Annotated in this window: 8 protein-coding genes and 3 tRNA genes; 10 read left to right on the forward strand and 1 reads right to left on the reverse strand. The window is 58.1% G+C overall.

What is annotated here, in order from left to right:
- Nucleotides 1-2 precede the first annotated feature (2 nt).
- From folC to B9Z45_RS02520, 10 genes are all read left to right on the forward strand, one after another.
- Nucleotides 3-1,292 (forward strand): bifunctional tetrahydrofolate synthase/dihydrofolate synthase, encoded by a 1,290-nt coding sequence (gene folC, locus B9Z45_RS02475; RefSeq protein WP_108405649.1) that lies wholly within the window; start codon nucleotides 3-5, stop codon nucleotides 1,290-1,292.
- Between the two features lie 10 nt (nucleotides 1,293-1,302).
- Nucleotides 1,303-2,091: an SPOR domain-containing protein gene (locus B9Z45_RS02480; protein ID WP_108405650.1), complete on the forward strand. Its 789-nt coding sequence runs from the start codon at nucleotides 1,303-1,305 to the stop codon at nucleotides 2,089-2,091.
- 1 nt (nucleotide 2,092) lies between these two features.
- Nucleotides 2,093-2,587, forward strand: a complete 495-nt coding sequence (locus B9Z45_RS02485; RefSeq protein WP_199221822.1) for a CvpA family protein — start codon at nucleotides 2,093-2,095, stop codon at nucleotides 2,585-2,587.
- A 38-nt stretch (nucleotides 2,588-2,625) separates the two neighbouring features.
- Nucleotides 2,626-4,140, forward strand: a complete 1,515-nt coding sequence (purF, locus tag B9Z45_RS02490; RefSeq protein WP_108405651.1) for an amidophosphoribosyltransferase — start codon at nucleotides 2,626-2,628, stop codon at nucleotides 4,138-4,140.
- A 9-nt stretch (nucleotides 4,141-4,149) separates the two neighbouring features.
- Nucleotides 4,150-5,361 carry an O-succinylhomoserine sulfhydrylase gene (locus B9Z45_RS02495; protein ID WP_108405652.1) on the forward strand — a complete coding sequence of 404 codons (1,212 nt, stop codon included), beginning with the start codon at nucleotides 4,150-4,152 and terminating at the stop codon, nucleotides 5,359-5,361.
- A gap of 1 nt (nucleotide 5,362) precedes the next feature.
- The gene (gene gltX / locus B9Z45_RS02500; protein ID WP_108405653.1) at nucleotides 5,363-6,748 is read left to right on the forward strand and encodes a glutamate--tRNA ligase; all 1,386 of its coding nucleotides are present in this window, start codon (nucleotides 5,363-5,365) and stop codon (nucleotides 6,746-6,748) included.
- A gap of 74 nt (nucleotides 6,749-6,822) precedes the next feature.
- Nucleotides 6,823-6,898, forward strand: a tRNA-Ala gene (locus B9Z45_RS02505).
- A gap of 38 nt (nucleotides 6,899-6,936) precedes the next feature.
- Nucleotides 6,937-7,012: transfer RNA gene (locus B9Z45_RS02510), tRNA-Glu, on the forward strand.
- A gap of 57 nt (nucleotides 7,013-7,069) precedes the next feature.
- Nucleotides 7,070-7,146: transfer RNA gene (locus B9Z45_RS02515), tRNA-Asp, on the forward strand.
- A gap of 409 nt (nucleotides 7,147-7,555) precedes the next feature.
- Nucleotides 7,556-8,056 carry a hypothetical protein gene (locus B9Z45_RS02520; protein ID WP_108405654.1) on the forward strand — a complete coding sequence of 167 codons (501 nt, stop codon included), beginning with the start codon at nucleotides 7,556-7,558 and terminating at the stop codon, nucleotides 8,054-8,056.
- A gap of 332 nt (nucleotides 8,057-8,388) precedes the next feature.
- Here the strand turns inward: B9Z45_RS02520 and B9Z45_RS02530 are convergent.
- Nucleotides 8,389-8,691: ATP-binding protein (locus tag B9Z45_RS02530; protein ID WP_146180865.1), on the reverse strand; the 303-nt coding region annotated here is incomplete at its 5' end.

The following is an 8,691-nucleotide window of genomic DNA, read 5'->3' on the forward strand; positions in this document are numbered from 1 at the left end:
CTATGAAGACTCTACAGGAATGGCTCGACTGGTGCGAGCAATTACACCCCGTGGCCATTGACATGGGGCTGGACCGGGTGAGAACCGTTGCGGACCGCATGGCGTTGCGCTTTGACTGCCCGGTCATCACCGTGGCAGGCACCAATGGCAAGGGCTCAACCTGCGCCATGCTGGAGGCAGTTTTGCTGCAAGCCGGTTACCGCACGGGTGTCTACACCTCGCCGCATTTGGTTCATTTTGAAGAGCGTTGCCGCTTGCATGGCGAGTCGGCGTCAGCTGAAACTTTTGCCGAGGCGTTTGCGGCCGTCGAGGCGGTGCGCGGTGATGTCAGCCTGACCTATTTCGAATTCAGCACCTTGGCCATCCTGCACCTGATGGCCCGGTCCAACCTGGACGTGGCCATTTTGGAGGTGGGACTGGGCGGACGGCTGGATGCCGTCAACATCATCGATGCCGACTGCGCTGTGATCACGAGCATCGACATCGACCACACCGCCATTTTGGGCAAAGACCGTGAAAGCATTGGTTTCGAGAAAGCGGGCATCATGCGCGCCGGGCGACCGGTGATCGTGAGCGACCCGGTGCCACCGCAAAGCGTGATCGACCATGCAAACGCCATCGGGGCTCAGTTGTGGCAGTTTGGCCGCGATTTCAATTTTTCTGGCGACAAACAACAATGGGCCTGGGCCGGGCGAGATCGCCGCTACAGCGGCATGGCTTACCCGGCTTTGCGTGGTGCCAACCAACTGATCAACGCATCGGGCGTACTGGCTGCGCTGGAGGCCTTGCGCCAGCAAATTCCAGTGACTGCCCAGGCCGTGCGCAATGGTCTGGCTATGGTGGAGTTGCCGGGGCGCTTTCAAATCGTGCCGGGTCAGCCTGTGCTGGTGCTGGATGTGGCCCACAACCCCCATTCGGTGGCCGCCTTGGCGGTCAACCTGGATGCGATGGGTTTTTACCCAACTACCCACGCAGTATTGGGTGCCATGGCTGACAAAGACCTGTTGCCCATGCTGCAGCGGGTCAACCCGATGGTGGACCGGTGGTATTTCACTGACTTGCCCCTGCCTCGTGCCGCCAAGGCGGCTGATTTGCAGCAGATGTGGCAGGCCCAAAACACCAGATCCGATACCGATTCAAGCATTCACGCCACCCCCATGCTGGCCCTTCATGCGGCCATGAATGCTTCAGACCCGGCTGATAGAATTGTCGTCTTTGGCTCCTTCTATACCGTGGGCGGTGTTTTGAAAGACGGCATTCCGCGTCTGCAAGCCAAACACCTCAGCCCGTGAGCACCACGTCATGGCCTTTTTCAAGTTCCGATTTCCTGGTCAAACAGCCTCTAACGAGGCCTTGACTTCCGGCCCCAACGAAAACCTCGAAGTCATCCGACGTCGCGCGCGCCACCGGTTAATGGGCTCAGTGGTACTGGTGTTGGTTGCGGTGGTGGGCTTTCCGCTGCTGTTTGACACCCAGCCCCGGCCAGTTGCGGTCGACACCCCCATCGTGATCCCTGACCGTCAAAGCGCCTCGCCGCTGACCAGTGCAACGCCCGTGCCTGCAGCCCAGGCGCCCGCCAAACCCTTGCTGCCTGCGTCCGGGGCCGTACCCACGCAAGCCAGCCTTGATCAGCGCGAAGAAGTGGTGCTGCCTGCAGCCCCAATGGCCGTGACCCCCAAGCCTGAAACCGAAAAAATCGCATCCGCTGCAGAAAAGAGCCCTGACAAAGCCGCGGTAGCCAAACAGGAACCCCAAGCAGCGCCGCCCGTGAAGGCCGAAAAACCTGCTGCGGTGGCTAAACCTAAAGACGACGGCGGCAAAGCCCAGGCGCTATTGGACGGCAAGTCTGCTAAGGCGACAGCGGGTCGTGTGGTGATTCAGGTGGGCGCCTTCAGTGATCCAGCCAAAGTCCGCGATGTCCGCAGCAAACTGGAACAGGCTGGGCTGAAAACATACACCCAGGTGGTGGAAAAAGACGGCAAAAGCACCACGCGGATCCGCGTGGGCCCCTACGAAACACGTGAAGAGGCAGACAAAATAGCGGCCCGCATCCGCAAGCTTGATTTGCCTGTGTCTGTCTTCAAGATCTGACATGGCGATCGCCCTCACCGATTGGATCTTGCTGGGCGTATTGCTCGCATCCATGGTGATGGGGCTTTGGCGTGGACTGGTTTACGAGGTCTTGTCGCTGGCGGGCTGGGTAGTGGCTTTTGTGGTCGCTCAGTGGCTGGCCCCCGATGTGGTGGGTTGGCTGCCCTTGATCAAGGATGCCCCCAATTCGGTGCAGTACGCCGTGGCTTTTGCGGCGGTCTTTGTGGCCACTGTGTTTGTGGCGGGCTTGGTGTCCTGGCTGATCAAGAAATTGGTGGAAACCGTGGGCCTGCGGCCGGTAGACCGCACATTGGGGGGCGCATTTGGCTTGGCGCGCGGGGTGGTTTTGCTGTTGGCATTGACGGTGGTCTTGCAGCTGACAGGACTTTCCCGTGAAGCTTGGTGGTCAACGGCCCAAGGTCCGGTCTGGCTGGAACTTGTCCTCACAGGCTTGAAACCGCTTTTGCCCCAGACCTTTGTGGAATATTTGCCCTGAATTTTTCGGGGCGGTTCGATTTTTGAACGGGAAAAAGAATGTGTGGAATTGTCGGCATTGTGAGCAGTGCACCTGTTAACCAGTTGATCTATGACGCCTTGTTGCTGCTGCAACACCGGGGTCAGGATGCGGCGGGTATCGTGACGCAGCTCGATCGCAAGTTTTTCATGCACAAAGCCAAAGGCATGGTTCGGGATGTATTTCGCACCCGCAACATGCGCAGCCTGCCTGGCAACTGTGGTTTGGGCCAGGTGCGTTATCCCACAGCGGGCAATGCCTTCAGCGAAGATGAGGCGCAGCCTTTTTATGTCAACGCCCCATTCGGGTTGGTGCTGGTGCACAACGGCAACCTGACCAATGCCCACGCCCTCAAAGCTGAGCTGTTTTCCAACGATCACCGCCATATCAATACTGACAGTGATTCCGAAGTTTTGCTCAACGTGCTGGCCCACGAGCTTGAGAAAACCACGCGTGGACTGCCCCTCAAGCCAATCGACGTGTTTGAGGCCGTGCGCGGCGTGAACCGCCGTGTCAAAGGCTCTTACGCGGTGATCGCCCTCATTGCAGGTCATGGCCTGGTGGCTTTTCGTGACCCGCACGGCATTCGCCCCTTGTGCATGGGTCGCAGTGCCGATGGCACCATCATGCTGGCCAGCGAGTCGGTGGCCCTGGACGGCACTGCCCACCAGTTCGAGCGCGATGTGGCGCCGGGTGAGGCCATTTTTGTGGACCTTGAAGGCCGGCTGCACAGCGAGGCTTGCAGCGACAAGGCCCAGCTGAGTCCCTGCATTTTTGAATACGTGTACCTGGCACGACCTGATTCGACCATGGACGGCATCTCGGTCTACCAGGCCCGATTGAACCTGGGTGAGAGCCTGGCCAAACGCGTGATTTCCACGGTGCCGCCCAGCGACATCGATGTGGTGATTCCGATCCCCGAGTCCAGCCGCCCCAGTGCCACCCAACTGGCCCATTTGCTGGGAATTCCTTACCGCGAAGGTTTTGTAAAAAACCGATATGTGGGCCGCACTTTCATCATGCCGGGGCAGGCTGTTCGTAAAAAATCCGTGCGCCAAAAACTCAACACCATCGTGAGTGAATTCAAGGGCCGCAACGTGCTGCTGGTTGACGATTCCATTGTGCGTGGCACCACCAGCCGCGAGATCGTACAGATGGCGCGTGACGCGGGCGCACGCAAGGTCTACATGGCCAGCGCTGCACCACCCGTGCGTTACCCCAACGTGTATGGCATCGATATGCCGACCAAAGAAGAACTGGTGGCGCATGGCCGCAGCATCGAAGAAATTCGCCAGATCATCGGTTGCGATGCCCTGATCTACCAGGACGTTGATGCCATGAAAACAGCCGTGGCCCACGCTCGAGTGAATGCTGCCGGGGCCTTGTCCGATTTCGATGCATCCTGCTTTGACGGCGTGTATGTGACCGGTGACATCTCTGCCGCAGACATCAGCCGACTGAACGAAACCCGACTCCAGGCGGAGGAGGGTGATGAAGATAATTCGCGTTTGGCCTTGCCAAACGCAAGCGTGTGAGCCCAAACCATGACCGAAGCTTCCCGATTTGACAACCTGCACATCGAAACTCTGGCTGTGCATGCTGCTGTAGAGCGAAGCCAGTACGGAGAAAATTCCGAAGCGCTGTACCTGACCAGCGGTTATGTGCAACCCACCGCTGAAGCGGCGGCACGCCGTTTTGCAGGTGATGAAGAAGGTTACACCTACGGCCGTTACGGCAACCCCACCGTGAGCAGCATGGAAATGCGATTGGCCGCGTTGGAAGGCACGGAAGCCGCCATGGGCACGGCTTCAGGCATGTCGGCCATCCTGACGATGTGTCTGGGCTTGCTCAAGGCAGGTGACCATGTGGTGTGTTCGCGCTCCATGTTCGGCTCAACCATCAAGCTGATCGGGTCTGATCTGGCCAAGTTCGGGGTCGAGTCCAGTTTCGTGTCACAGACTGATTTGCAAGAATGGCAAGCGGCCATCCGTCCCAACACCAAACTGCTGTTCGCCGAAACGCCCACCAACCCGCTGACCGAGGTTTGTGACATTCAGGCATTGGCTGATATGGCGCACAACGCCGGCGCCCTGTTCGCAGTGGACAACTGCTTTGCCACACCGGCTTTGCAGCGACCCGCGGCGATGGGCGCGGACATCATCACGCACTCCGGTACCAAATACCTCGATGGGCAGGGCCGTGTTGTGGCGGGCGCATTGTGTGCCTCTCAGCAAATGATCACCGAGAAGTTTCTGCCGGTCATGAAAAGCGGGGGCATGACGCTCGCGCCATTCAATGCCTGGGTCGTGCTCAAAGGTCTCGAAACCCTGGACCTGCGCATGCGGGCTCAGACCGCCCGTGCCCAAATTTTGGCCGAATGGCTGGAAAAGCACCCGGCCGTGGCGCGCGTTCATTACCCTGGTTTGGCCAGCCACCCCCAGCACGATCTGGCCATGCGCCAAATGTCTGGCCTGGGGGGGGCAGTCCTGTCATTCGATGTGAAAGCCGACAACCCCGAAACATCGCGTGCACGTGCTTTCCATGTCATGGACCAAATGCAAATGTTGCCCTTGACCACCAACCTGGGCGATACCAAAACCCTGGTGGCCCATCCCGCCAGCACATCGCATGGTCGCCTGACCGAAGCGCAGCGCCAGGCCGCAGGCATCGGCCAAAGCCTGATCCGGGTTGCGGTCGGCCTGGAATACCCGCAAGACGTTCAAAAAGACCTGGCCCGTGGTCTCGATACCCTTTGATATGACGAAAATTCGCACCCGTTTTGCCCCATCACCCACCGGCTTCATTCACCTGGGTAACATCCGCTCGGCTTTGTACCCTTGGGCCTTTGCCCGCGCCACTGGCGGCGACTTCATCTTGCGCATTGAAGACACCGATCTAGACCGCTCCACGCAAGCTTCTGTGGACGTGATCATCGAAGGCATGGCTTGGCTGGGGCTGGACCACGACGAAGGTCCCTATTACCAAATGCAGCGCATGGACCGCTACAAAGAGGTGCTCGCCGATTTGCAAGCTGCTGGCCACGTCTACCCTTGCTACATGAGCATGGAAGCGCTCGACGCTCTGCGCGAGCGCCAAATGGCCAACAAGGAAAAGCCCCGTTACGACGGCACATGGCGCCCGGCGCCGGGCAAGACCTTGCCAACGATTCCTGAAGGCGTCAAGCCTGTGCTGCGCTTCAAAAATCCAATCGGTGGGGTGGTGGCATGGGACGATAAAGTCAAAGGCCGCATCGAAATCAGCAACGACGAGCTGGACGATTTGGTGATTGCTCGCCCGGACGGCACGCCCACGTACAACTTCTGCGTGGTGGTGGACGACATCGACATGGCAATCACGCATGTGATCCGCGGCGATGACCACGTGAACAATACACCTCGCCAGATCAACATCTTCAAGGCCTTGGGCAAAGAGCCGCCGATCTACGCCCACCTGCCCACCGTGCTGAACGAGCAGGGCGAGAAGATGAGCAAGCGCAATGGTGCCAAGGCCGTGACGGTTTACCGCGACGAGGGCTATCTGCCCGATGCCATGGTCAACTACCTGGCGCGCCTCGGCTGGAGCCACGGCGACGATGAGATTTTCAGCCGCGCCCAATTTCTGGAGTGGTTCAATCTGGACCACTTGGGGCGGAGTGCTGCACAGTTCGACGAAGCCAAGCTCAAGTGGGTCAATGCGCAGCACCTCAAGGCCATGGACGATGTTCAATTGGCAGCCCACGTTCAGCCCTTTATGGACAAACTGGGTGTGGTGGCAGATGAGCGGCTGGCCAGCATTTGTGGCTTGTTCAAAGACCGTTGTGACACCTTGATGGTCTTGGCCAAATGGATCTCGGCCTTTTACCTGGACGTGGTGCCCAACGCAGAAGAAAAAGCACAACATGTGACCGACGCGGTCAAGCCTGCATTGACGGCTTTGGCCGACAAGCTGGCCAAGTGCGTCTGGGACAAGACCTCAATTGCTGCGGCCATCAAGGAGACGCTGGCTGAAACGGGTCTCAAGATGCCTCAGATCGCCATGCCTGTGCGGGTGCTGGTGATGGGCACGGCCCAGACCCCATCGCTCGACGCCGTGCTGGCCTTGAGCCAGAGAGAAAAAATAGTGGGGTGTTTGAGAAACCCATAAATTTCTGTCTATAATCCAAGACTCGACGCCAACGAGGCACAACGAAAAGCATCACTGTTTGACGTTGACCATAGGGGGGTATAGCTCAGCTGGGAGAGCGCTTGCATGGCATGCAAGAGGTCAGCGGTTCGATCCCGCTTACCTCCACCAAAGTGTCGAGATGATTCATCAGAATCAGTCCAGGTTATGACCCTATCGTCTAGAGGCCTAGGACATCACCCTTTCACGGTGAGTACCGGGGTTCGAATCCCCGTAGGGTCGCCAAGTTTTGTGGCACTTGGTCAGTTTGCAACTGCATACTGACGCGAGCTACAGCTATCAGGAGTGGTAGTTCAGTTGGTTAGAATACCGGCCTGTCACGCCGGGGGTCGCGGGTTCGAGTCCCGTCCACTCCGCCAAGACTTCCTGTAAGTCGTTGATTTGAAAAAGCTTTTTAGCCTATCAGACATCGACTCACAAGTCAACTCACAGTGCCGTAGCGAGTCAAACCGCTACGGCATTTTGTTTTTCTGCCTAGGCTTTTTTCGGACACTTTTGCCGTAGGCGCTTGGATCTACGCGCAGGCTGCCAAAGTTTTACGGTTTGGCTGATGCGCACCGATTAGCGCTGGCCTGAGTCATACTGAATAAGTCACCGCGACGAAACCCGATGTAGTCGGCAAGCGGCTGGCAGTGCACGCGGTACAGCTTTTCAGCCTCTGCAGTTCAGCAGAGCAATCTCACTCCCCATTTTGATTCTGGGTTCAGTCATTGGCTGGGCTGGCTTTGCCGTGCGCGTCATTTTTAACCTACGCACAGGAGCATCTTCATGGCAACAAACCCCACCACATCCACCTCATTCCAACCTGCATTCAAGCGGGTCGCCCAGCAAGACAGACACGACGATACTTTCGCGGCCATCGCCATTCTTTCCGGCAAGACGCTGGACTCGGTTATGCGCAGGGCTGAGACCATGGGGCTACCGAGGGTTGGCCCATACCATGGCGCTATCACGGGGGACTTGATTGCGAAACTGTTAGCTGCAGAAGGGCTGGTAGCCACAGTATGGAAAGAGTGTTCCTCGTTCGAGGACTTGCCTTCAGTGGCGCTCGTAATGGTGGATTACGACGAATCCCTTGAGTTGGGGAGGTGTCTGGTTTATCACGTCATGGAGTTAGAAGGCGGAAAAATCGCGCAGCACTATATCGTTGACCCTTATCCACATGCTGACCGTAGCCTCCACATTCGAGTCGGCACGGCAGCTTTAGCGGGGTTGACTCCCAGTTGGTACATCGGTGTGACGCAGATGCAAAAACCAGCCACGAAGTAAGCCATGCGCGGCCCCTATCTGTTTCCGGCACTGGCAGGCCAGACCGTCGTGGCATTGCGTGTTTGTGAACCGTGGGTTACCGCGCTACCACCAAAAGTAGGCCCTGCAAGTTTGTTCGGTGCCATCGTCCTTCAATGCAACCAGCATGCTCTGCTGTGTCATGCTCCCTTGCGCTACATGGCGAATCCGAAAGGCAGCAAGTTTGGTTTGAACGGTGGTGGGTTCGCCGAACTGCCATTCCGAGCTAGCCTCTGCGAAGTCGAGGCCCTGATGGCCAGTCCAAATTCCCCCACCCGTGGCCACCCCAAATTCCCCCAGGCAGCGCAGCCAGATTATGACGTTTCCAGATTGACGTCCAAGCGTGCCGCCGCCTCCTTGAGCCTGTAGCTCTTGCCCTCAAACTCCAGCATCACGCAGCGGTGCATCAACCTGTCAAGAATCGTGCTGGCCATGGTCATATCCCCCAGATATTTGCCCCAGTCCTGCACCACCCTGTTGGATGTCACTACTAAGGCGCGGCGCAGCTTGTAGCGCTGGTGCACGATGGCCTGCAACACCTCTGCCGCCTCCGCCGTGATACGCCTGGCCAGAAACAAATCGTCCACGATCAGCAAATCCGGCTTGACCCACTCTCG

This window comes from Limnohabitans sp. 2KL-17 (genome assembly GCF_003063415.1).
GTDB lineage: Bacteria > Pseudomonadota > Gammaproteobacteria > Burkholderiales > Burkholderiaceae_C > Limnohabitans_A.